This is a genomic window from Bacillus salitolerans, assembly GCF_042680805.1.
GTDB lineage: Bacteria > Bacillota > Bacilli > Bacillales > SA4 > Bacillus_CJ > Bacillus_CJ salitolerans.
Window position 1 is genome coordinate 39363 of record NZ_JBHUEM010000009.1, and the last position, 20950, is coordinate 60312.

The 20950-nt window shown below is 35.4% G+C and carries 22 protein-coding genes; 7 read left to right on the forward strand and 15 right to left on the reverse strand.

Features of this window, described 5'->3' with window-relative positions:
• Positions 1 to 19: 19 nt before the first annotated feature.
• The 6 genes from pstB to ACFSCX_RS08285 all read right to left on the reverse strand — a co-directional run bounded on the left by pstB (position 20) and on the right by ACFSCX_RS08285 (position 7505).
• Positions 20 to 856 (reverse strand): phosphate ABC transporter ATP-binding protein PstB, encoded by an 837-nt coding sequence (gene pstB / locus ACFSCX_RS08260; protein WP_377927718.1) that lies wholly within the window; start codon positions 854 to 856, stop codon positions 20 to 22.
• 18 nt (positions 857 to 874) lie between these two features.
• Positions 875 to 1759 (reverse strand): phosphate ABC transporter permease PstA, encoded by an 885-nt coding sequence (gene pstA / locus ACFSCX_RS08265; RefSeq protein WP_377927719.1) that lies wholly within the window; start codon positions 1757 to 1759, stop codon positions 875 to 877.
• A 1-nt stretch (position 1760) separates the two neighbouring features.
• Entirely contained in the window at positions 1761 to 2702 is a 942-nt protein-coding gene (gene pstC / locus ACFSCX_RS08270) for a phosphate ABC transporter permease subunit PstC (protein ID WP_377927867.1), read from the reverse strand.
• A gap of 137 nt (positions 2703 to 2839) precedes the next feature.
• A complete protein-coding gene (locus tag ACFSCX_RS08275) occupies positions 2840 to 3850 on the reverse strand; it encodes a PstS family phosphate ABC transporter substrate-binding protein (protein WP_377927720.1) in 1011 nt (336 codons plus the stop codon).
• Positions 3851 to 4048: 198 nt separating this feature from the next.
• Positions 4049 to 6112 carry a peptidoglycan D,D-transpeptidase FtsI family protein gene (locus ACFSCX_RS08280; protein ID WP_377927721.1) on the reverse strand — a complete coding sequence of 688 codons (2064 nt, stop codon included), beginning with the start codon at positions 6110 to 6112 and terminating at the stop codon, positions 4049 to 4051.
• Positions 6113 to 6215: 103 nt separating this feature from the next.
• A complete protein-coding gene (locus tag ACFSCX_RS08285; protein WP_377927722.1) occupies positions 6216 to 7505 on the reverse strand; it encodes an MFS transporter in 1290 nt (429 codons plus the stop codon).
• A gap of 214 nt (positions 7506 to 7719) precedes the next feature.
• On the opposite strand from ACFSCX_RS08285, the gene ACFSCX_RS08290 reads away from it, so the two are divergent.
• Positions 7720 to 8688 (forward strand): GGDEF domain-containing protein, encoded by a 969-nt coding sequence (locus ACFSCX_RS08290; protein WP_377927723.1) that lies wholly within the window; start codon positions 7720 to 7722, stop codon positions 8686 to 8688.
• Between the two features lie 296 nt (positions 8689 to 8984).
• Here the strand turns inward: ACFSCX_RS08290 and sodA are convergent, their stop codons facing one another.
• Positions 8985 to 9596: a superoxide dismutase SodA gene (gene sodA / locus ACFSCX_RS08295; RefSeq protein WP_377927724.1), complete on the reverse strand. Its 612-nt coding sequence runs from the start codon at positions 9594 to 9596 to the stop codon at positions 8985 to 8987.
• A gap of 289 nt (positions 9597 to 9885) precedes the next feature.
• Positions 9886 to 10368 (reverse strand): DUF456 domain-containing protein, encoded by a 483-nt coding sequence (locus ACFSCX_RS08300; RefSeq protein WP_377927725.1) that lies wholly within the window; start codon positions 10366 to 10368, stop codon positions 9886 to 9888.
• An 81-nt stretch (positions 10369 to 10449) separates the two neighbouring features.
• Between ACFSCX_RS08300 and ACFSCX_RS08305 the strand changes: the two genes are divergently transcribed.
• Positions 10450 to 11217 carry a DUF1189 domain-containing protein gene (locus ACFSCX_RS08305; RefSeq protein ID WP_377927726.1) on the forward strand — a complete coding sequence of 256 codons (768 nt, stop codon included), beginning with the start codon at positions 10450 to 10452 and terminating at the stop codon, positions 11215 to 11217.
• A 22-nt stretch (positions 11218 to 11239) separates the two neighbouring features.
• Here ACFSCX_RS08305 and ACFSCX_RS08310 read toward each other — a convergent pair whose 3' ends face one another.
• The gene (locus tag ACFSCX_RS08310; protein WP_377927727.1) at positions 11240 to 11872 is read right to left on the reverse strand and encodes an NfeD family protein; all 633 of its coding nucleotides are present in this window, start codon (positions 11870 to 11872) and stop codon (positions 11240 to 11242) included.
• Positions 11873 to 12040: 168 nt separating this feature from the next.
• On the opposite strand from ACFSCX_RS08310, the gene ACFSCX_RS08315 reads away from it, so the two are divergent.
• Complete coding sequence (locus tag ACFSCX_RS08315) at positions 12041 to 12373, forward strand: LysM peptidoglycan-binding domain-containing protein (RefSeq protein WP_377927728.1); 333 nt, start codon at positions 12041 to 12043, stop codon at positions 12371 to 12373.
• A gap of 97 nt (positions 12374 to 12470) precedes the next feature.
• A complete protein-coding gene (gene ispG, locus ACFSCX_RS08320) occupies positions 12471 to 13562 on the forward strand; it encodes a flavodoxin-dependent (E)-4-hydroxy-3-methylbut-2-enyl-diphosphate synthase (protein ID WP_377927729.1) in 1092 nt (363 codons plus the stop codon).
• A gap of 27 nt (positions 13563 to 13589) precedes the next feature.
• Here ispG and ACFSCX_RS08325 read toward each other — a convergent pair whose 3' ends face one another.
• Entirely contained in the window at positions 13590 to 14069 is a 480-nt protein-coding gene (locus ACFSCX_RS08325; protein WP_377927730.1) for a DUF4190 domain-containing protein, read from the reverse strand.
• A gap of 180 nt (positions 14070 to 14249) precedes the next feature.
• On the opposite strand from ACFSCX_RS08325, the gene ACFSCX_RS08330 reads away from it, so the two are divergent.
• Entirely contained in the window at positions 14250 to 14828 is a 579-nt protein-coding gene (locus ACFSCX_RS08330) for a hypothetical protein (protein WP_377927731.1), read from the forward strand.
• 272 nt (positions 14829 to 15100) lie between these two features.
• Here the strand turns inward: ACFSCX_RS08330 and ACFSCX_RS08335 are convergent, their stop codons facing one another.
• From ACFSCX_RS08335 to ACFSCX_RS08345, 3 genes are read right to left on the reverse strand one after another with little or no spacing between them, the layout of a single operon-like run.
• Positions 15101 to 15511 carry a Fur family transcriptional regulator gene (locus ACFSCX_RS08335; RefSeq protein WP_377927733.1) on the reverse strand — a complete coding sequence of 137 codons (411 nt, stop codon included), beginning with the start codon at positions 15509 to 15511 and terminating at the stop codon, positions 15101 to 15103.
• Complete coding sequence (locus ACFSCX_RS08340) at positions 15508 to 16347, reverse strand: metal ABC transporter permease (protein WP_377927734.1); 840 nt, start codon at positions 16345 to 16347, stop codon at positions 15508 to 15510. The genes ACFSCX_RS08335 and ACFSCX_RS08340 overlap by 4 nt, the downstream gene beginning before the upstream one ends.
• Positions 16341 to 17114 carry a metal ABC transporter ATP-binding protein gene (locus tag ACFSCX_RS08345; RefSeq protein WP_377927736.1) on the reverse strand — a complete coding sequence of 258 codons (774 nt, stop codon included), beginning with the start codon at positions 17112 to 17114 and terminating at the stop codon, positions 16341 to 16343. Before ACFSCX_RS08345 ends, ACFSCX_RS08340 begins: the two co-directional genes overlap by 7 nt.
• A gap of 242 nt (positions 17115 to 17356) precedes the next feature.
• Between ACFSCX_RS08345 and ACFSCX_RS08350 the strand changes: the two genes are divergently transcribed.
• The gene (locus tag ACFSCX_RS08350; protein ID WP_377927737.1) at positions 17357 to 17611 is read left to right on the forward strand and encodes a DUF2624 domain-containing protein; all 255 of its coding nucleotides are present in this window, start codon (positions 17357 to 17359) and stop codon (positions 17609 to 17611) included.
• A gap of 146 nt (positions 17612 to 17757) precedes the next feature.
• Here the strand turns inward: ACFSCX_RS08350 and ACFSCX_RS08355 are convergent, their stop codons facing one another.
• Both ACFSCX_RS08355 and ACFSCX_RS08360 read right to left on the reverse strand, forming a co-directional pair.
• Positions 17758 to 18651, reverse strand: a complete 894-nt coding sequence (locus tag ACFSCX_RS08355) for a deoxyribonuclease IV (RefSeq protein ID WP_377927738.1) — start codon at positions 18649 to 18651, stop codon at positions 17758 to 17760.
• Between the two features lie 71 nt (positions 18652 to 18722).
• The gene (locus tag ACFSCX_RS08360) at positions 18723 to 20024 is read right to left on the reverse strand and encodes a DEAD/DEAH box helicase (protein ID WP_377927739.1); all 1302 of its coding nucleotides are present in this window, start codon (positions 20022 to 20024) and stop codon (positions 18723 to 18725) included.
• Between the two features lie 275 nt (positions 20025 to 20299).
• Between ACFSCX_RS08360 and vrrA the strand changes: the two genes are divergently transcribed.
• Positions 20300 to 20836: a VrrA/YqfQ family protein gene (gene vrrA / locus ACFSCX_RS08365; RefSeq protein ID WP_377927740.1), complete on the forward strand. Its 537-nt coding sequence runs from the start codon at positions 20300 to 20302 to the stop codon at positions 20834 to 20836.
• Positions 20837 to 20950: the final 114 nt, after the last annotated feature.

Below are 20950 nucleotides of genomic sequence, written 5' to 3' on the forward strand. Positions count from 1 at the left end.
TTATGCTGACAAAATAATATTATCCAAATCTTCCTGTGATGTAATCTTCAGTTCTTTTATCATTCGGATTAGAAAATATGTTGTCAGTTGCTCCATATTCCACCACTTCGCCATTTAAAAAGAAAGCTGTTTTATCTGAAATACGAGCGGCTTGCTGCATATTATGGGTTACGATAATGATACTATAGTTTTTCTTTAGTTCTTGTATTAATTCTTCCACTTTCAAAGTAGAAATTGGGTCAAGTGCTGAAGTTGGCTCATCCATTAAAATAACATCAGGTTCGATTGCTAAGCAGCGTGCAATACATAAACGTTGTTGCTGTCCCCCAGATAAACCATATGCATTTTCATGAAGCCGGTCTTTTACCTCATCCCAAATGGCAGCTCCTCGTAAGCTTTTTTCGACAATCTCATCCAAGACTTTCTTATTCCGGATACCGTGGATCTTAGGACCATACGTAATATTTTCATATATGGATTTTGGAAAAGGATTTGGTTTTTGAAAGACCATTCCAACATGTGTTCTTAAATCTTCCACTTTATATGATTTTTCTAAAATACTTTTATCTCGATATAATATGTCACCGGAGATCCGAACAACTGGAATTAGCTCAACCATTCTATTCAAGGTTTTTATATAAGTTGATTTTCCACATCCTGATGGACCAATGATGGCAGTAACCTCATTTTCATGAATAGCCAGGTTTATATTTTTTAGAGCCTGGTCTTCTCCGTACCATAGGTTTAAATCTCTTGTATCATAAACGATTTTCTTCGTTTGATTTTTATTAGCTGAATCTACTGCTTTTGTCGTTGCCTCTGTTAACTGCTTTTCTCTATCAGAAATAACGGCCATGATAACCCCTCCATCCAATTAATATCTTTTCTGAAACTTATTTCGTATAATGACTGCAATCGAATTCATGATAAATAAAACTAATAAAAGAATAACTATTGTAGCAGCAGCCAGGTTTGCATATTCCGCTACTAATGCTGAATCGATCGTCCAATAGTATATTTGCATAGGCATCACGGTGAATTTATCCATTAATCCATCTGGTAGAGGAATTAATAAGGCTGGAATTCCTATGACAACAAGTGGAGCTGTTTCACCGATAGCACGAGAAAGAGCCAATATTACACCAGTCAAAATACCAGGGATGGCTGCCGGAAGAACGACATTTTTTATCGTCTGCCATTTTGTCGCACCCATTCCATACGAAGCTTCACGTAAAAATTGGGGCACTGCTCGAATTGCCTCTTGACTCGCTACAACAACGACTGGAAGAACAAGAAGAGACATTGTAAATCCACCCGCTAAAATAACTGAACCTAAGTCTAGTCCTCTTACAAAGACTGTTAAGCCTAATATTCCAAATACAATTGATGGAACACCAGCTAGATTTTGAATATTTGTTTGAATAAAGGATTGTAGCCGGCCTTTTTTGGCATACTCCTCCAAATAAATCGCCGTTCCAATTCCCAAAAACATCGTTACAGGTGCGACTACGACCATTAACCACAATGTTCCAGTAATAGCGCCCATAATACCAGCTTTTTCAGGATCTGTTGATAGTTTATTCGTTAGGAAGTTAAAATCAATCCATCCAATACTGTCTGTAAATACTCTATATATTAAGGTTACTAACACTACTAGTCCAAAGAGAGTGGCAAGTAAGAAAATAAATTTTGCAAAATTATTGATAAATAACCTTGAACCCATGTTCTTTTTTACTTGAGCAGAATCAACATATTTCATTTTAATATTCCTCCCTATACTTACGAGAGATATATTGTGCAAGTAGATTCATAATTAAAGTAAAGACAAATAATGTCATGGCAACCGCGTATAAACTATAGTATAAAGTAGAGCCAGCAGGTGCATCCCCGCCCGTAACCTCCACAATATAAGCTGTCATCGTTTGCATAGACTGTGTAATATCAAAGGTGAAATTCTTCGAGCTTCCGCTTGCAATCGTAACAATCATTGTTTCTCCGATTGCTCGGGAAATTCCAAGCACAAATGATGCCACTATCCCAGATATAGCTGCAGGTACAACAACCTTCCAGGTTACTTCAAGTTTTGTTGCGCCTAGTGCTAAAGCCCCTTCTCTCATTGAATTCGGAACAGAGCTCATAGCATCCTCTGATAAAGAAGCAACCATCGGAATAATCATGATACCCATTACTATACCTGGACTGAGAATATTCGTAGGCTCTAAGCCTGGAATGAAAGATCGTAATAATGGGGTTACAAATGTAAAGGCAAAAAAACCATAAACGATTGTTGGAATCCCAGCTAAGATTTCCAATAATGGTTTTAATGCCTTTCTAACTCGTTCAGATGCGTATTCACTTAAATAGATTGCCGTCATTAGTCCAATTGGAATGGCAACTAGCATTGCAATAGCAGACGAAATGATTGTACCCGTCAATAAAGGAAGAACACCAAATTGCGCATTCTCACCTAGAGGTTTTAAGACAGTGCCTGTGAAGAATTCTATAAACGGTATCTCACGAAAAAAGGCAATGGTTTCCGATAACAATGTAAATAAGATACCAATAGTCGTTAAAATTGAAATAATTGCAATAATTAAAAGAAGTTTAGGCATAAACTTTTCTACCATACTTGTAATAGTAAATGTCCGCCTATTTTGTTCGATTAGCTCTCTAACATTGACTTTCTCTTTATCTCTAGCCATAGACTTATCCAAGTTTATATAACCCCTTTCATCCTTATTGTGTAAGGAGAAATAATAAATCATCCAGATTAAACACATAAGAAGATGAGAAGTTTACACTTCTCACCTTCATCGTACAAAGAAGTTACGAATAGTTATTATTTCAATGCATTTAGTGCATCAAGATACGATTGAATTTCAGCATCTGTTAATGGTGCAAATCCAGTTTCCTTCGCTACATCTTGTGCATTTTCCATTGTGTAGATTGCATAGTCTAACACTTGCGGTTTTTCTTTAGCATGGTTCACGTTTAAATATGTGAAAACAGGACGAGTAAAATTACCATACGCGAAACTTTCACCTTCACCAATTGTCTCTAACGTTGGTTCTACTGGGCCGTTACCAAAGTCAACTTTTACAGCCGTTAATTTATCAGTATTGTTTACATAGTATCCATATCCGAAGAAAGCGATAGCATTCTTTTCTTTTGACACTAAGTCAACTAGAGTTGAGTAGTCTTGTTGTAGGTTAATACCCTCTACTAAATCTTGTTCTTCTAGAATTTTTTCCCAGAAAAACTCATAAGTTCCATGGTTTTCGTTTGGTCCCATTGTAACAATGGGCTCATTTGGGAAATCCGGGCGAATGTCTGACCAGTTTTTCTTTCCAGCGCTTGCTAAAAAGATATCAATTACTTCTTGCTCTGTTAATTCAGTAGCCCAATCATTCTCTTTGTTAATAACGAATGTTAAACCGTCTAAAGCAACTTTTAGTTCTTGAACTTCAATTCCTAATTCTTTTGCAGTAGCTGCTTCACCTTCCTTGATTTGACGAGAAGCATCATTGAAGTCTGTTCCATCTTCAACTAAGAACTTTTTAAAACCAGCAGATGTCCCTGCACGACTTACTTCAACAGAAACATTTTCCTGCTCATTTGTCATATAGTTTTCAGCCATCTTAGCCATGAAAGGATATACAGTACCAGAACCGTCGATAACTACGCTTCCTTCTAGTTCAGTTACTTCTTGAGCATCTGTTCCCTCTGCGTTTTCTGTACCAGTTTCTTCGTTAGTATTTGTAGTTTCTTCGTCAGCTCCACCACATGCTGCAGCAAATACAACAAGAGCAGTCATTACTAAAAGTAAAAGTAAGCTTTTTAAGCTTTTCATTCTTTAATTCCCCCTAAGAGTTTGGTTGGTTGTTTTGTCCTACGAGTATTAGAATAACTGCTCAGTATTAACCTTGTTTTAATCAATTGTAAAGGTTTTGTAAATTCATGCTGAAAAATGTATTTTATTGCTATAGATTACCTTTATTATGGCTAAACATATACGATTAATACTAACCACTTTTCTTAAATTAGCAGATTATCTAGCTTTACGTGCTTTTAATTCAAAGTATGTGTCTAAGATTCTCTCTCCTATTTCCTTATTTATATTATTTTCATTGTCTTTGGAATGAGCCCATGGAACGACAACAGCAAATGCAATTTCTGGTTGATGAAAAGGAGCATAACCAACAAGCGTTAAATTATAGGTGCTTGAGCCATGTTTTTCTTTATTCTGTCCCCAATATACAGCCTGGGCTGTCCCTGTTTTGCCTGCTGGTTTATAAAATTTGTCTTTGAAAAAATTTGCTGCTGTCCCCCCCCTTTCTTGCATAACTTGTCTAAATCCCTCTTGAACCCGGTCAATATGTTTTTGATCCATATCAATACGATTCATTACTTCAGGCTGTATAGAATGAACGATTTGACTAGCTTGATTTTCGTCCATACTTGGATTTACAATTTCCTTAACCAAATGAGGCTTCATCCTAAATCCATCATTCGCAATAGTAGATACATATTGAGCCAATTGCATTGGGGTATAAGTATCATATTGACCTATTGCTAAATCAAGAATAAAGCCGGTTCGATTACTAACTCCTGTATATCCTGTAAACTCATTCGGTAAATCGATACCCGTTTTAACACCTAGCCCAAATTGGCTAAAGTAATTGCGCATTTTCTCAAACGTACCATCCTTTAGAACAAGTGCCATATTAGGATGATAATAAGCACCTCCTAGAAGCATCGCTATTTTAAACATATAAACATTGGATGATCTCTTTAATGCGGTTAGATCACTTACTCTCCCCATGTTTACATAGGATGCCTTAGTAGGTGTTGCTTTTAGCCTAATTGGTTCATCGACCATTACAGTACCTGGATGTATAACACCTGTTTCATACCCAGTTAACACCGTTGCTCCCTTTATAGCAGAGCCCATTTCATATCCTGTCGTTATATTTCCTAATGCGTAGTCAGACATCTCATATTTTCCTGATTGCTTCTTCTTTATTTGCTTACCTGCCATAGTTAGAATTTCACCAGTACTAGGATCCATCATCACAACGAATGCACTCTCTAATAGTTCAGTTCCTCTTAGCCTTTTCGCTTTAAGTAATTCCTCCTCTATTATTTTTTCCACAGCTAGTTGAAGATCCATATCAATTGTTAGCACGACATCACTCCCTTGCTGTCCTTCTGAGATAACCAGAGTATTGAGCAAATGGCCTGTCTTGTCTGTAACGTTTTGTATTTTCTTTTTTTGTCCCCTAAGAACATCCTCATACTGCTGTTCTATGTAACTTTTTCCTACTCGATCATTTAAGGCGTAATCTCGTGCTAAATAAAAGTCTAAATTTTCCCTAGGTATTCCCTCATCCGAGCTAGTGGTGGATCCAAGCACGGACTTTAAAGTATCACCAAACACATACTCCCTTAACCAGTCTGTCGTGATATCCACGCCAGGCAGAACAGATAAATGCTCACTCACAATTGAGAGTTCTTCTTTAGTGACCCCTTCCTTTTTGATGATTTGTGGGATTAGCGCATACCCTTTATCAAATTCTCGTTTTATTGCGGCCACTTCCATATCTTTTTCGGAAAGAGCTGCTAGATCCTCCTCTGTTATCCTGTTTAAAAGTTCCTTATAAAGAGCTCGATCATCAAAACCTTGTACTCGTAATTGTTTTTTTTCTTCATTTGATATTTTTTTTTCTGCTAATTCAGGTTTTGTTAAGATCCAATAATCCTTTAAATCAGGAACGGTTAGATCAGTTGTATCTTTTTCAATGATGTCAGCAAGTCTATTTGCAATTTCAAGCTTTGCGCTCACACTTATTCCCTTCATTGCCGTATAGGTGATCGCATGAACTGGAAGGTTATCAACCATAACTCTTTGATGGCGGTCAAGTATCTTGCCTCGAGGTACAGGTGTATGAACTGTTACATTGTCTGTACGTTCTATTTCTTTTTTATAGTTTTCACCATAGACAATTTGAACAACACCTAGCCTAAGTATTAAGCATGAGAACAGTAAAAAGACAATGAAGAATAAGATATTAAGCCTTAATGGAATTGGATTCTTTTTCTTTTTGTTTTTCATGATCGTCACCTTGCTTTATATTAATCTTGCTTCTTACCCAAAAAAAAGAGATACCCCATGGTAGTCCCCTTTTTTCAAGCAACAATTAATCGTGAAATGGTGATTAAACAGTTGAGCCTCCCTCTCCATCGTTAAGCTTCCTTTGAGAGATTGTAGATGAATAGGCAGAATGATTTCGTTCCTTTGGATCAATATATACATGTCTAACAAAGAAATAAATGACAGCATGGCCAGCCCCGAGAATCATTAACAAAATCGGGATACTCTTTTTCTCATCAAAAAACGTGATGGAAAATAAAAACAACAAAATAGATACAACCCTCCCACTATTTATAAAGAGTTCTCTTACAACAATGTATTCGATTCTCATCTTAGCTGCATTCCAGCCTTGTCCTATAACATCATAAGTTAACGACATATACGGTACTAAGAGCAATGGATAGGCAATTGCTATGACAATTGCATAAATAATCAAACGTGAGTAAGTTAGGTCAAACACAATTAAGAAAATCGCAGCATATAAGAGAAAACCTCCTACCATTATTGATTTTTTTCTATATTTTTGTTTGATTAGTCTAGTTGCAATATAGTAACAAACAAAAGCAACTGCGGAGTTAACTAATCCAAACGTTCCAAGAGCAAGCTCACTATTGGTCGTAATAAACACAAAAACAGAAATGATAAAGATAAATGTTCCTTCACGTAATCCCTGAAAAAAATGTGCTCTTGTTATCAATTTCCAATTTCTATTGTTCTTTCGTTCCTTGATGATCCGTATAAAATCAAATGTTCCTTTTGCTGGTCTTCTCTTTAGAAAAAGACTTAAAACAACTGCACCTGAAAAAAGAACTAAGGAAATGGTAAAAATAACAGTATACCCAGTAAACTTTTCCATCCTTGAAATAATAAAACCGGCTAATATCGGACCTATCATACCTGCAAAGGAAGATAGTAAACCAAGGAAGCCGTTAAAAAAGTCTCTTGTTTCAGGTTCAGTTATTTCAAACGTTAATACATTAAATGCTAGCCAATAAAATCCATACCCTACTCCCAATACCCCGCCAAGAAGGATAATAAAATCGGAAGCACGCTCCCCTATAAATAAAACGGTTAAGAAAAATGCTGCTAAAAATATTACCCCGAGTCTTAGTACAATAACACGATCAATTTTTTTCGCCCATCTTCCAGCCAAAATAAATGTCAACGGTTGAAGTAGTACAATCGATAAATTGTATAATCCAATATCTGAGAATTCACCAGACTGTTTCCATAAGTAAACATTCACGAATGTATTTGATAGTGCAATACTTAAGGAGTATAAACCACCAATAAAAAGTAGAAAAATTAAGTCTTTATTTACCTCTACATCACCTATAATTTTTTTTATTTTCATATCCTTTCTCCCCTTTTTGTCTATCCAATATTTTTCCTAAAAAGAAGAGAGATATGTAAGGAATCTAAAAATATCCTATACAGTGTTAAAGAGTAACAAATATAGGAAAATTTACAAACACTTAATATTCGTTTCTCGATTCGTTCCTGTAAAATAAGGTTTAGGTAAAAAGTAATAGTAGGATTAAGGAAAATGGCTGCAGGGAGTAATGTTTATGTTAACCTATATTGGTGAAATCGCAGAGAACGTACCGAGTGTATTCACTCATTCTATCGGAGCCGATGCACATGCACTTTTTGAAGAAAATCCACATATAGAAGGTATTGTTGTCATTAATCTTGAACGCAATCCAGTTGGTCTTATTATGAAATCCATGTTTTATAAAAAGTTAGCTTTGAGATATGGCCTCGATTTATTCATGGGCAGATCCGTTGAACTAATTATGGACAAAAAACCACTTATTGTTGACTACTATTCTCCTATAACGGATACAAGTAATAATGCCATGAAGAGAGAACAAGAACACCTTTATGACTATGTAATCGTGAAGAAAGAAAACCTTTTCTTTGGAATTGTTAGTATCAAAACATTACTTGTAAAATTTGCAGAAATTCAAGTAGAAATTGCTAAATACACAAATCCATTATCGGGGCTACCTGGGAATAAGATTATTGAGGAAAATTTATTAAAAATCTTGTATCAAAAGGAATTTAGTGTTCTTTATTTAGACTTAGATCACTTTAAAACGTTTAATGATACCTACGGCTTTAATAAAGGTGATATATTGCTTCGAGAAACAGCCACCCTTATCTCAAAGACTGTTTTATCTAAAGCTGACACAGGCACGTTTATAGGCCATATTGGTGGCGATGATTTTATTGTGATATTACATAGTTACGAATTTCAAATTATTTGTGAGGCAATCATCAATCAGTTTAATGTAATGATCAAGGACATGTATACAGATGAAATATATAAACGAGGATTTGTTCTTGCAAAAAATCGTCTTGGAGTTACGGAGAATATCCCACTTGTAGCGATTTCGATTGCTGTTGTTACGAATAAAGAAACACAATTTGCGACCATTGATGAATTAAGTCGAGTGGCAGCTGAGATTAAAAAAATTTGTAAACAAAATGAGAGTAGCTGTTATTGTTCCAATGTTTGTACGCTCAAAAATTGAACCAATTAGAGAACAAAAGACTAAGGGTGCCCCGTTTAGCCTAAGGCAGAGCAAGTGTTCTGTCATGGAAGAAAGGGTTGTGTTCCCTTTTATTCATGACAGGTTATTTGACCAAGGGAAAAGTGATTTTTCTTTTTCCCTCGAGTAGGATGAAATGGCCAAGATCGTTACCATTTCATTTTGGTTGGGTGCTGGAGCTGGATTTAGCGGTAACATCGTAGAAACTAAACACCAGATACTTATAACTTCTTAACTTATAAAAAAACCGGTGTACTATGTACACCGGTTTCGTTTCATTATTTTGCAGCCGAGTATAATTTAGAAACCTCATCCCAGTTAACTACATTCCAAAAAGAAGCAATATAGTCAGGACGACGGTTTTGGTAATTTAAATAATAAGCATGCTCCCAAACATCTAATCCAAGAATAGGTGTTTTTCCTTCCATTAATGGAGTGTCTTGGTTAGGAGTACTTGTCACTTCAAGTTCGCCATTAGAAACCACTAGCCAAGCCCAACCTGAACCAAAACGAGTTGCAGCAGCTACTCCGAAAGCTTCCTTAAACTTATCAAAACTTCCAAATTTATTTGTAATTGCTGACGCAAGATCACCAGTTGGCTCACCGCCACCATTTGGTGAAAGAATAGTCCAGAACAAGCTATGATTTGCGTGTCCACCACCATTGTTTCTTACAGCTGTACGAGCTGCTTCAGGAACAGCATCTAAATTAGCCACTAAATCTTCAATGCTCTTGCTTAGTAACTCTTCATTTCCTTCCAACGCATTATTTAGATTTGTTACATAAGCATTGTGATGTTTTGTGTGGTGAATATTCATTGTTTCCTTGTCAATATGAGGCTCAAGAGCGTCATATGCATATGGTAATTCAGGTAATTCAAACTTTGCCATGATAAAATCCTCCCTTAATTATGTAGCATTTTTTTATGAACAATGAATGTTCATGGTTTAATTTAACATTACCAAAATAAACTCAGTCTTTCAATTAATACGCTTACTTGCACGTAGCTATTTTACCCGAAAATGAAAGTAACAAACATTTATACAAAAAATAATATTTATTTTGTTGTTAAAGTAATGAATACAGTACTATAGTGATGAACAGAATTGTATTCCCTATTCGGAAATATCTCAATAGGAGATTTAATAAACTCAACCTTTTATTCTCTTTCCATAAACCTTATAATACAATGAATAGAAAATGGATGATCATAATGACCTGTACAAAAAATTTAGCAATCGTGCTGCTTAAAAACCCTATTACTGAGCCTACTCCAACCTTAATCGAGGATATAAAATCCTTTCGTTCAACAATTAACTCAGCTAAAATAGCACCAAGAAATGGACCTAGGATAATACCTAAAAACGGTATGACAAATGGCCCAACGAGCAAACCGATCGTACTTCCCCAACCAGCAGCTTTAGAACCACCAAACTTCTTGATTCCAAAAAGATTTCCAATGTAATCTGCTATAAGTAACAGCGTGATAAACATGCCTTGAATTATCCAAAAGACAATCCCTAATGCTTCAAATGTAAAGACAAATCCATATACTAAGTATGCTAAAACAATCAATACTAGGCTTGGTATGATGGGATATACAAGTCCAATGAACGATCCTATAAATAGTAGAGCTATAATAATCCAATAAATAACTTCCATTCTTAAATTCCTCTTTTCCTTGTGAAGGTATTACTGAGTAATATACAATAAGGTGACACTTTTTTCTTGGGGGATTTTAAAATGACAATTTTCAAGCAATATTCAAGAAGTTTATACTCGCCAAAAGATATAGCAAAATTGCGGTTTCAAACGATAGGAAAAACCATTTTATATGTATTTCTTTTATCACTTTTATCCATTATTCCCTCGTCGATTTACTCAAGCTATGAGCTTGTTCAAGTAACAAATGATCTTGATGAAATGATCGAAAAGGCAATACCTGATTTTTCTATCCAAAATGGTGAGTTAGTCTCATCTGTTACTGAGCCTACTACATTCACTCACCAAGACCTTACTATCGTATTTGATCCTACTGAACAGTCAAGGATTGACTTAAGTTCGTTCAATAAAAGCATTGGATTATTCAAACATGAATTTGCTTATCATTTTGGTACCACAACTCAAACCATTCCTTACGATATGCTAGAAAGCATGACTATAAATAAGCTAACCATTCTGTCTTTTGTTCAATCTTTTTTAGCAATTCAACCTATTATCATTGCTCTTATTATCCTTGCCTCTTATATTTTGGCAGCTGGAGTTAAATTTATCGAGATTTCTTTACTAGCCCTGATAGGTCTTACCCTTGTAAGAATAGTTCAAAAGCAACTACCTTATAGACGCCTTTGGGCAATGAGTGCATACTCCATTACATTACCACTAACATTTCTAACGATCATGGAATTATTAAAAATAACGGTCATCTCCTCATATGGAGTTTACTGGCTTGTGTCTATAGTCATGCTTTTCCTTGCTTTAAAAGAAATTCCAGCTAAAAAGATAAAGTAGCCATATGCTGTTAAAGGGCGTTTCACTTTTCAATCCCTTTAACAGCAATTTTTGTTCCATCTACTTTTATTACTTCTATAGTTGTCCCCACCTCTAACCAACTAGCATCAGTGATAGCACTATAATGTTTTCCCTCTATATCTATTGTACCCACCGGCCTAAATGGAGTAACCGTTACTCCTTGTTTTCCTACAAGGGATTGGTAGGATGTGTTGATTGAATTATACCCTTCTTCTGAAGTTAACCTGTCCTTTAGTGCCATTTTGTTCCACATATCCCTGCTAGGGAACACCTTTAATAGCAGAGGAGCTAGGCTCGCTCCAATTAATAATCCAAATGCAGAGAGAATCCCATAAACGACAGAAGGTGCAGGAATCACAACAGCTGTGACCATAAGTATTAGACCAATGATGGCTACTGTACCATCGTTAATAAATTTCCCATCTATAAAAACAAGAAACAGTCCTATGATATATAAAACGGTTATCCATACGATATTTTCTCCTGATATATGAAAGACAAAATAAATTGAGACAAGGCCGATTCCAATTAATCCGAAAATTCCTCTCGTTTTAACCAGCATTTCTCCCACAATAAATAATGTCCCTATCAATAGAACAAAAAAACCAATAGAAGGATATTGTAAAATTTCCATTCTCCCACTCTCCTACATTTTTTTACTTATATACGATTTAGGTTAACAAAAAGTTTCCTTTTACAACTATATTATTTTTGGAATATTTCACTTGGACAAGCATAAGTGTAAGTAAACCCGTTTGAAAGAATCAAACGATTATTAATAAAAGGGGCGATAATAATAATAATGAAAAAGTTGACATTATTTCTTATTATTTCATTACTTATATATAGTGTCTATTATGATTTAAAAACAGGAACGTTACCTATTTCAAAAGTAATTGCTGCTAGTGGGGATAACGAAATAAACACCCACACTCCTATACCTACCGAGCATTTTATAGAAGTCAAAGTAAAGCCTGGTGATACTGTTCTTTCAATACTTGAACAGCATTTGGAAGGGAATTTACCCGTTTCTATTCCTACTGTTATTATAGATTTTAAGAAGCTCAATGATGAAATGGATCCAGAAAAAATCCAAATTGGAAAAACATATAAAATTCCCTTATATAAGAAATAATTAAAAAACTTGTCACGAATTCTTATTGATTGTTACAATATATGTGGTTTCAAATTAAAAGCTTGGATTAGGTCTTATAGCTAAAAGGAGCGATATAATGGCTGAAATAGTGCATCGTTCAAATACACGCCCTGTCAAAGTCGGTAATTTAACGATAGGTGGTAATAATGAAATTGTCATTCAAAGTATGACAACAACAAAAACACATGATGTTGAAGCAACAGTTGCAGAAATAAAACGATTAGAAGAAGCTGGTTGTCAAGTAGTTCGGGTCGCATGTCCAGACGAACGTGCAGCAAATGCCATCTCCGAAATAAAAAAGAGAATCTCTATTCCACTTGTTGTAGATATTCATTTTGATTATAAGCTTGCCCTAAAAGCGATTGAAGGCGGAGCAGATAAAATCAGAATAAACCCTGGGAATATTGGACGTAAAGAAAAGGTAGAGGCGGTTGTAAATGCAGCGAAAGCAAAAGGAATTCCAATTAGGATTGGAGTTAATGCTGGGTCTCTAGAAAAGCGAATCATTGAAAAATACGGCTATCCAACAGCAGATGGAATGGTAGAAAGTGCTCTTCATCATATCAAAATCCTTGAGGATCTCGATTTTCATGATATCATTGTTTCTATGAAAGCTTCTGATGTTAATTTAGCGATTGAAGCATATGATAAAGCAGCTCGAGCGTTTGATTATCCATTGCATTTAGGGATTACAGAGTCTGGAACATTGTTTGCAGGAACTGTGAAAAGTGCTGCAGGACTTGGGGCAATTATTAGTAAAGGCATTGGAAATACAGTTCGTGTATCTTTAAGCGCTGATCCAGTTGAAGAAGTAAAGGTTGCAAGGGAGTTATTAAAGTCATTTGGCTTAGCCGCTAATGCAGCCACGCTCATTTCTTGTCCAACTTGTGGTCGAATTGAGATTGATTTAATTAGTATCGCAAATGAAGTGGAAGAATACATTTCAAAAATTAAAGCACCTATTAAAGTAGCTGTTTTAGGATGTGCCGTAAATGGACCAGGTGAGGCTAGGGAAGCGGATATAGGTATTGCTGGTGCTCGTGGAGAAGGTCTTCTGTTCCGACATGGAGAAATTGTTAGGAAAGTTCCAGAAGCAACTATGGTTGAGGAATTAAAGAAGGAAATTGATAAGATAGCCGAAGAAAAGTTAAAGAGCTTAGCACAGTAAATGTGCCAAGCTCTTTTTTTATCCCGTTTAAAAAAACGGCAATATAAAAATACCGACAATAATAGAAGCTGCCCCTATACCAATTGCCCATGAACCTAAAGCAGTTGCTCCTCTTCGTCTTGCGACAAATCCAATGATGATCCCCGCTGCTCCTAGAATAATGGGTAGAACAAATAATGAAAGGATTGAAAGTGCCAACGCAAGTCCACCAATACCTCTGCCACCTGTCACATCATCTACGTTAGTTTCTGCTGTATTAATAGCTCCAACATCACGTGTGGCTTCGTTACGGCGATTGAAGTCAACAATGTTAGGTGCAACCTCAGCCGCATATTCCTCATCACGCAATGAATTCTTTATTGGCGTAGACTCTACATCATATTCATTGTCCAGGTTTTGATCTACAATCGGAATATTGTTATTGGTATATGCATCTACATTAATCGGATTTCCATTTTCATTGACTTCATTAACAAGTTCTTCATCGTTGCTAAATTCGTTTGCCATTCTGAATCCCTCGCTTTCCTTGGATAAGGAGCATTCTTAGTATGAGAGTCTATAGCAAAATTATGGGTGTTAATAATTTCATGTTTATCTAAAAAGTTACCACAAAAAGATCAAAGTAAAAAAAATATAATAGTTGTGGTACACTTATACAGGAATGCCTAATAGGAAAAGAGGTACATTATGGCGAACAACAAAAGGCTTGGAATAGATATTGATGGTACAATCACATGCCCTACTACATTTATTCCTTATATTAATCATTCCTTTAATTTGAACCTAACGTTAAAGGATCTTACTGTATATGACCTAGCAACAGTTATTGGCATTACGAGTAAGGAATTTTATGAATGGATGATCGTTCATGAGCATGATATTTATCGAAATGCATCACTAGTCGACCATGCTCTCCACGTATTAGCTGAATGGGAAAAACAACATCAATTAATTTATATAAGTGCTCGTAATGATCTTTATAAAGATGTTACTCATCGTTGGTTTGTGGAAAATAAAGTCCCTTTTCACCATGTTGAATTAATTGGAAAACATGACAAACTTGACGCCGTTAAAAAGCATAATATCGATGTCTTCTTTGAAGATAAGCATGATAATGCTTGTGATATTGGAGAAGAATGTGATATTCCTGTTATTTTATTTAATGCTCCTTATAATCAAGATCCCATTCATAAAAATGTTATCCGCGTTAATAACTGGCAGGAAGCGAATAACTGGGTCAATTACTACTTTACAGAAAAAAAATAAAAACCACATCTGTGGTTTTTTTTGCTTGTAGAAAAACCCCTCATGTTCGAAAGGCTCCTCGAGAACTCCTCTCTTAGACATTTCACTAGCAAATGCTCTTCAACATGTCTTTGAGAACTCCTTGGAAATGTTGTCGGAAGTTCCCACATTTTTCTAGAATAAATGAGATATACAATACAACAAATTTTATTTTGTGATAGAAAGTAAAAAGTGGCTGACGAGACTTTCTCGACAGCCTGAGTGTATAGGGGTCCTGTTACTGGACCCTCTTTCTAAACACAGTTCGGACATTTACCATACACCTCAAACTTATGTCCAGTTATGTCATACCCCTTAAAATCAACAGGCACGAGATCCATGGGACACGTTTTGATTTCTTTTGTAACACCACAATCCATACAAATAAAGTGGTGGTGATGTTCATGTGTCGCACATTTAAAACGGAAGTGCTTTTCCCCTTCTAATTCTGTTGCTTCTAAAATCCCCATTTCTGCAAACAACGAAAGATTTCGATAAATAGTATCAAAGCTTAAACCAGGGTAGTCATCCTTCATTGATTCAAGAATATCCTTTGCAGTCAAATATTTATTGACAGAAGCAAAGATTGTTAACATTTCTTCGCGTTTATCTGTATGCTTGTATCCCTTTTCTTTTAATAACAAAAGCGCATCTTTTACATTCATACTGCCGTTCTCACCTTCCATTTCTGAGAAAGAATTGCTACAAGTAATAGTAGGACCGAAAGCATGACAATGGTTCCACCGGGTGCTAAGTTTAAATAATAAGACAAAAACAACCCACCTATTACAGCAATCTCTCCAAAAATAATCGATAATACAATGGTCTGTTTAAAGCCAGTAGCAAGACGAATACTGGCTGCAACAGGTAGTGTCATTAAGGATGATACTAACAAAATACCTACCACTCGCATTGATGCAGCAATTACAAGGGCTACCATTATGATGAAAATAAAATTAACAACCTTCGTCTTTACTCCTGCCGCAATGGCATGTTCTTCATCAAAAGAAAGTGTAAATAACTCTTTATATATCAATAAAATAACCATTATCACAAGAAAGGTAATAACTAGAATGGTATACATATCTGAACGACTTACTGCGTTTACACTTCCAAATAAATAATTAAATAAATCCGTATTAAACCCATCTGCAAGTGATATTAAAATAACACCTAACCCTATTCCACCAGACAATATAATAGGAATCGCTAATTCTTGATAATATTTATATACTTTTCTTAACTTTTCGATAAACAAAGACCCAATTACAGAAAAGAGCATACCCATATATAGAGGATTTAACGCATACACAGAAACCTTTTTTTCTAATAATAAACTAGCTGCTATTCCTGCAAGTGTAATATGACTTAAGCCATCAGCAATTAAGGCTAACCTTCTAACAACAATGAAAACACCCAACAATGGTGCAAGTAAGCCAATAAGTATCCCAGCAATAAAAGCGTTCTGAATAAATTCATAAGAAAATAATCCCTCTAGCATTTTTCACATCCTCCATGATCATGAGATAATACATGAACATGATGACCATAAAATTGAGAAAGGTTCGTTTGTTCCTTCTCAAACTCTTCCGTTTTTCCATGAAAGTGAAGATGACGATTTAAACAAGCCACATGAGTTACCTTATCCGTTATAGTCCCAATGTCATGTGTGACAAGCAGTAACGTAATCCCGTTCTCCTTATTTAACTTCTCAAGCAGGTTATAAAAATTTTGAACATTTTGCGTGTCCACTCCAACAGTAGGTTCATCAAGAATTAGAAATTCTGGACCACTTACAAGCGCTCTAGCAATAAAGACTCGTTGTTGTTGTCCCCCAGAAAGCTCTCCAATATTACGGTTCATAAATTCTTCCATTCCCACAGACTTTATAGCCTCATGTACCTGTTGTTTATCACCGTTTTTCATACGTTTAAATAATCCAAGCTTTGAAACTAATCCTGTTGAAACAACCTCAAATACAGTAGCGGGGAAGCCAGTATTAAAGCTATTAGCTTTTTGAGACACATAACCAACCTTGTGCCAGGCATGGAAATCCGATGATTTCTCACCGAACAAATAAAGTTCACCAATTGATGGTTTTAGGAGGCCCAAAATACATTTTAATAATGTAGATTTCCCTGAACCATTAGGTCCTACTAGCCCCATAAACGCTCCCTTAGGTATTGTCAGGTTGATTTCATCAAGTACAGTTTGATGGTTATATTGAAAAGAAAGATTCCGAATGTCTAATACGTGTAATTGTTCCATTAACTTCACCAACTTTAAGAATGATTACGATTTACTCATCATCTGGATAGTATAACTTACAACTGAAAAAATGTAAATGATATAGCGTGAACATCCTACCCTATCAATGGCATTGAAAACAAGATATTGTATTTAATGCTTTGATTAGACCAACATTCGTACCAATTGTAAAAAGGTACAAGTTGAATTGACACCTTTTTGTAAGCCATTTCGTAAAATGATTACGAAAAGGAGGCACGATTATGAACATTTTACAGCAAGTTATTAATGGCCAACTGAATCGAATAACTAAAAAGGATCTCATGAATTATGCAAGTCAATATAATATTTCTATTACCTCTGCTCAAGCCGAAAAAATTGTATCATTGCTAAAGAATAAACAAGTTAATATTTTTGATGCATCAGAAAGGACGAAACTACTTAAGAGTGTCGCAAAAATAACAAATCCAGAAGTGGCTAAAAAGGTGAATCAACTATTTCAACAATTTATTAATTAAATGGTTTATTAAACATAGCTGTTGTTTTCCGCTTCCAATCAACTGGGATTTAAACAACAAAAACCTTGAAAAATATATAGTTGAAGCAATAGATTTGCTTTTATACAAAAAACGAGAGAAGTTTCTCTCGTTTTTTAAAAAATTCTTTATACCATTGATAATTCTTTATACCATTGATCATTAAATTCTTGTTTCTTCAACATTTCAATTTCATATTGATAAGGTGGTTTCTTAGAGTTCTTGTCTGCACCTATATAAGGTGTTTCTAGTATTTTAGGAACATCCTTAAGCGAAGGGTGATTCACAATGTAATTAAGTGCCTTAAACCCAATATGACCAAATCCTATATTCTCATGACGGTCCTTTTTGGCCCCTTTTTCATTCTTACTATCATTGATATGCAAGACCTTAATACGGTCTAGTCCAATGATTTTATCAAATTCATTCAAAACTCCATCAAAATCATGAACAATATCATATCCTGCATCATGAGTATGACAAGTATCAAAACAAATTGATAGTTTCTCATTGTGAGTAACTCCATCAATAATTTGTGCGAGCTCTTCAAACGTACACCCACATTCAGATCCTTTTCCAGCCATTGTTTCTAACGCAATTTGTACATTTTGATCTTTATGAAGAACTTCGTTTAATCCTTCAATGATCTTTTTTATACCAGTATCCGCTCCTGCCCCAACATGCGCACCTGGGTGCAAAACAATCTGCTTAGCTCCAATTGCTTCTGTACGCTCAATTTCTGATGTTAAAAAACGTACTCCTAAATCATAAGTATCCGGGTTTTGACTATTACCAATATTAATAATATATGGAGCATGGACAATGATATTGTCAATCCCATTTTCCTTCATATGTTGCAAGCCTGCTTCAATATTCAGGTCCTCAATTTTCTTTCTTCTTGTATTTTGGGGAGCACCTGTATATACCATAAAAGTATTTGCACCATAAGAAACTGCTTCTTCACTTGCAGCAAGTAGCATTTTTTTCCCACTCATTGAAACATGTGATCCTATTTTAAGCATGATTCTCCTCCTCCACATTCACCTACATCATCATATCATAGGTTACAGCATTCGACAAAATATGGAGTGTCCTATTTATTGTTATTTCTTTTCAGTTTTTTCTTATACTTCTCCGTTTGAGTTTGAAGCTTTTTCTTATATCCCGGTTTTACATTTTTAGGTTTCTGGATAAAGCTCTTCGCTTTTTTATCAACTTCTGACTGCTCTCGTTTTCTTGTCTTTCTTTTATCTCTAGGACCAATTTCAATCCATTCCCGATCTTTAACATCAATATTTAAAAAGGTAATGCCCTTTTTCTCTAACTGAACAAGTGCATCCTCGTCTGATAGATCATAAATAGTAACGGCTATACCTGATTGTCCCGCTCTAGCTGTTCTTCCTACACGATGTACATAAAAATCAAGATCACTAGGTATTTCATAATTAATAACATGTGTAACACCTTTAATATCGATCCCTCTTGCAGCTAAATCAGTTGCTACAACGAATTGAAATTCGGCATCATTTATTTGTTTCATTACTTTCTTTCTTTCCCTAGGAGGTAAATCTCCATGAATGACGCCCACTTTAATTCCATTTAGACTCAGTCCTTCTGCAACCTCATCTGCCATTTTCTTTGTGTTTGTAAAAATCATTGCTAAGTAAGGGTTTATAGATTCACAAAGGTCTGTTAATACCTTTATTTTTTTACGATGCTTAAGTGGTAAAAGATAATGTTCAATTTTCTCCGCTGTTATTTGTTTTGGTTGCACATGAGTGTATTTTGGATTATCCATATACTTTTTTAAGAATGGCTTCAACTTTTCAGGGATTGTCGCTGAAAAAACAAGAATTTGTAGGTCATCTTTCATTTTTGCACATATCTGATCAACTTCAACAATAAAGCCTAAATCAAGCATTAAGTCGGCTTCATCAACAACTACAGAGTCAGCAGTATATACAAATAAGGCTTGTTCTTTGACTAAATCATTTATTCTCCCTGGAGTTCCCACAACAATATGAGGTTGTGTTTTTAGACGTTCTATTGTACGTTGCTTATCTGTTCCTCCAACAAAATTTTTAGCCCTCATTGCAGGTTCAAATGCAATAATTTTTTGAACCTCTTCATATATTTGCCCTGCTAATTCTCTAGTTGGAGCTGTAATGACAACCTGCACTTCATCTTTTTGTGGATCCACTTTATTGATTAGTGGTAGTAAAAAGGCGTGGGTCTTTCCAGTTCCAGTTTGCGATTGTCCAATTACACTCTCTCCCTTTTGTATGGAAGGGATCAGTCGTTCTTGGATTTCAGTTGGCTTATAAAATTGCAAGTCTAAAATTGCATCTATTATAAACGGCTTAAAGTCATATCGTTCAAAGAGTGTTGTTTTCACTTTATTCACCTCATGATTATTGTTTACCATATGTATACATACTAGAAGCATTCTTTTTATTATAATTCAACAAGTTGATGATTTCCATGTATTCGCCTATTCTTATTGTCCGATTAAACAAATATAGATACATGTGCATATTGTATAACAGGAACATATTAGTTGGATCAACGATGCTTTTTAATGAAGTTACCCTCCATTCGCTTTTTTTATATCTGTAGAGGGTTTACTAGGTCCGGAATAATTATTACATTTGTAAGAAAGGGGGATTCATTATGTTCCCAGGAGGACCAAGACCACCGATGGGACCTTTTATGAGAGGTATGAACCCAATGGGTCCGATGAATCAAATGACACCATTCACTGGCCAACCACGGGGATTGGGTGGCATCCTATCAAAGTTATTTAATAAATCGGGTGCTGGAGTTGTAAACCAGGCAGGCATGTTAAATGGAATGATGAATCAGCCAGCTAGTCAAGGGGCTGGTGGGATGTTATCTAAACTTCTCTCTAATCCAGCAGGTATGATGAATAATCTACAAAAAGTAATGGGAATTGCCAATCAAGTGGGACCAATGGTTCAACAGTACGGTCCAATGGTAAAAAATATTCCTGCTCTAATTAAACTATATAGCGAATTGACTTCCAGTGATGATGAAGAAGATGCGGAAGAGGAAATACAAGCTGAAGAAAGAGAGATTCCAAGAAGGAAGAAAAAAAAGGTAGAAAAGGAAAGCGAAATTGAGGAGGATGATACAGAAGAAACAAAAGCTACGGTAAAAGGAACCTCTACACCTCGCCTCTATATTTAACGTAAATTGATTTTTGTCAATCCTTGTTCTCTTACGATATAATAAGATAAAGATGAAAAACTCTTGTCTATACACGCAACTTAACAAGTACTTAAACAAAATCGTTCTCTAGTT

What these genes read in the sequence shown, in the direction of transcription:
- pstC (WP_377927867.1), bottom strand. Translation starts at nt 2,702, where the DNA reads ATGGCTAGAGATAAAGAGAAAGTCAATGTTAGAGAGCTAATCGAACAA.
- vrrA (WP_377927740.1), top strand. Translation starts at nt 20,300, where the DNA reads ATGTTCCCAGGAGGACCAAGACCACCGATGGGACCTTTTATGAGAGGT.
- ACFSCX_RS08290 (WP_377927723.1), top strand. Translation starts at nt 7,720, where the DNA reads ATGTTAACCTATATTGGTGAAATCGCAGAGAACGTACCGAGTGTATTC.
- sodA (WP_377927724.1), bottom strand. Translation starts at nt 9,596, where the DNA reads ATGGCAAAGTTTGAATTACCTGAATTACCATATGCATATGACGCTCTT.
- ACFSCX_RS08330 (WP_377927731.1), top strand. Translation starts at nt 14,250, where the DNA reads ATGGCGAACAACAAAAGGCTTGGAATAGATATTGATGGTACAATCACA.
- ACFSCX_RS08325 (WP_377927730.1), bottom strand. Translation starts at nt 14,069, where the DNA reads ATGGCAAACGAATTTAGCAACGATGAAGAACTTGTTAATGAAGTCAAT.
- ACFSCX_RS08275 (WP_377927720.1), bottom strand. Translation starts at nt 3,850, where the DNA reads ATGAAAAGCTTAAAAAGCTTACTTTTACTTTTAGTAATGACTGCTCTT.
- ACFSCX_RS08335 (WP_377927733.1), bottom strand. Translation starts at nt 15,511, where the DNA reads ATGAATGTAAAAGATGCGCTTTTGTTATTAAAAGAAAAGGGATACAAG.
- pstA (WP_377927719.1), bottom strand. Translation starts at nt 1,759, where the DNA reads ATGAAATATGTTGATTCTGCTCAAGTAAAAAAGAACATGGGTTCAAGG.
- ACFSCX_RS08300 (WP_377927725.1), bottom strand. Translation starts at nt 10,368, where the DNA reads ATGGAAGTTATTTATTGGATTATTATAGCTCTACTATTTATAGGATCG.
- ACFSCX_RS08285 (WP_377927722.1), bottom strand. Translation starts at nt 7,505, where the DNA reads ATGAAAATAAAAAAAATTATAGGTGATGTAGAGGTAAATAAAGACTTA.
- ACFSCX_RS08305 (WP_377927726.1), top strand. Translation starts at nt 10,450, where the DNA reads ATGACAATTTTCAAGCAATATTCAAGAAGTTTATACTCGCCAAAAGAT.
- pstB (WP_377927718.1), bottom strand. Translation starts at nt 856, where the DNA reads ATGGCCGTTATTTCTGATAGAGAAAAGCAGTTAACAGAGGCAACGACA.
- ACFSCX_RS08310 (WP_377927727.1), bottom strand. Translation starts at nt 11,872, where the DNA reads ATGGAAATTTTACAATATCCTTCTATTGGTTTTTTTGTTCTATTGATA.
- ACFSCX_RS08340 (WP_377927734.1), bottom strand. Translation starts at nt 16,347, where the DNA reads ATGCTAGAGGGATTATTTTCTTATGAATTTATTCAGAACGCTTTTATT.
- ACFSCX_RS08315 (WP_377927728.1), top strand. Translation starts at nt 12,041, where the DNA reads ATGAAAAAGTTGACATTATTTCTTATTATTTCATTACTTATATATAGT.
- ACFSCX_RS08355 (WP_377927738.1), bottom strand. Translation starts at nt 18,651, where the DNA reads ATGCTTAAAATAGGATCACATGTTTCAATGAGTGGGAAAAAAATGCTA.
- ACFSCX_RS08350 (WP_377927737.1), top strand. Translation starts at nt 17,357, where the DNA reads ATGAACATTTTACAGCAAGTTATTAATGGCCAACTGAATCGAATAACT.
- ACFSCX_RS08280 (WP_377927721.1), bottom strand. Translation starts at nt 6,112, where the DNA reads ATGAAAAACAAAAAGAAAAAGAATCCAATTCCATTAAGGCTTAATATC.
- ACFSCX_RS08345 (WP_377927736.1), bottom strand. Translation starts at nt 17,114, where the DNA reads ATGGAACAATTACACGTATTAGACATTCGGAATCTTTCTTTTCAATAT.
- ispG (WP_377927729.1), top strand. Translation starts at nt 12,471, where the DNA reads ATGGCTGAAATAGTGCATCGTTCAAATACACGCCCTGTCAAAGTCGGT.